We start from the raw sequence: 1,536 nt of genomic DNA, 5'->3' as shown, positions 1-1,536 counted from the left end.
CATCGACGCCGCATATGAAACCATTAAGCAAGCCGAAGACAATTTTAATTTGATCCATACAAATTACGCCAAAAAGGACCGGGATCAATTAGAGCAGCTTTTTACAGAAATTGAAATGGATTTGTCCGCTTCAAAAACTTCAGCCTCAAAAGTTCATTTGAGCGAGATCTCAACGTTATGGCATAAAATGAATCGGTAATCACAGCTAACCGAGAGAGTCCCTTTGTCTGATTTTTTTTTAAAATGCCGATGATGATCATGATGATTGCAATATTAACAGCGATAATTTGGATCGCCTTGGATATGTCCGTTCCTTTGAGCATTTGATCCAACCGGATCAATTTATCGGCGAGCAACGGATCCTTCACGATGCCCAAAAAAGCAATGTGCGATATCAAACCGGCGGCAATAATCTGAATCCAGCCGGATTCGGCCACCGATTCCGGTAATAGGCGAAGAAGGACAAAGGCGGTCATCAAGCTTATAAATATGCCGAACGCCGCTGTGATTGGATGGGAAGATAGTTCTGCTGTCACAATCACGTTATCCAGGCAAATGGTAAAGTCGGTGAATAGCAAAACGAATGACATTTTGATCCAGGATCTGATCCAGGACAGGGGCCTCGAACGCTTAAGGCCAAAGTCGGTAAACAAGACCAAACGGAGCGCCAGACCGATCATGATCAAACCGGATATCAGACGGAGCCCAGGTATCGCCGTTAGTGAGTCGACAGCGCCGACATACACCGTACGGCTGAATGTCAGGAGGAACACCGTAAACAAAATGACGGATTTTTGATGAAAAGAATATTTTCTTATGATCGCCATAAGAATCAGGACGTTATCAATGTCATTGATGAAATTGATAAAGAATATTTGGACAAACTCTCGCAAAAGGAGGGCCCCCTGTGGAAATAGGTCTACTATATATAGGTACGGGAATATAGTGACATTTAGACACGCTTCCCTGATTTTATAAAATTTGTTTCACTCCAATCGCTATCAACAATAGCCCTGACAAAGCTGATGAATATTTGCCGAGCCATCTCGCGATCATCCCGGTACCCACCACATTGCCGAACCAAATCAGGAGATATCCCCAAACGGTTATGCTGAGAATAATCCCCCAAAGATTTGCGATATCTGCAACGGCGGCGCCAAATCCGCTGACGATATTCGTAAAGGAAAGTCCCAGTCCCCAAAGAATGCCGTCGCGAATTCCCGGCGTTTGCAGATGGATGCTTTTTTTCTTTCGGGTAATGACGGGATGCAGATAATTCGCATATACGATGAAACAACCGAGCGCGCACAGCACAATGCAGGAACACAGCGCCGCGATTTGCCGAGAAATAACATGGGAAACGGACACTCCCGCATACGTTCCGATCAGCGCGGTGACAAAACCGACCGCGTTGACGACGAGATTGACTTTATGAGGAAAACGGACGTTCTCCGCTCCATAAGCGATCCCGATGCTGGAGTTATCTAAATTCGATCCGATTCCGATTAAATTGATCATGAGTAAAGCCGTTAGCCA

The 1,536-nt window shown here is 45.2% G+C and carries 2 protein-coding genes; both read right to left on the bottom strand.

Annotated elements, in window-relative coordinates:
- Positions 1-101: 101 nt before the first annotated feature.
- A complete protein-coding gene (locus VF724_RS21150; protein WP_371756215.1) occupies positions 102-893 on the bottom strand; it encodes a TerC family protein in 792 nt (263 codons plus the stop codon).
- A gap of 79 nt (positions 894-972) precedes the next feature.
- Positions 973-1,536: manganese efflux pump MntP (locus VF724_RS21145; protein WP_371756214.1), on the bottom strand; the 564-nt coding region annotated here is incomplete at its 5' end.

The organism is Ferviditalea candida, assembly GCF_035282765.1.
Taxonomy (GTDB): Bacteria; Bacillota; Bacilli; order Paenibacillales; family KCTC-25726; genus Ferviditalea; species Ferviditalea candida.
This window is presented reverse-complemented; position numbering and strand designations above follow the sequence as displayed.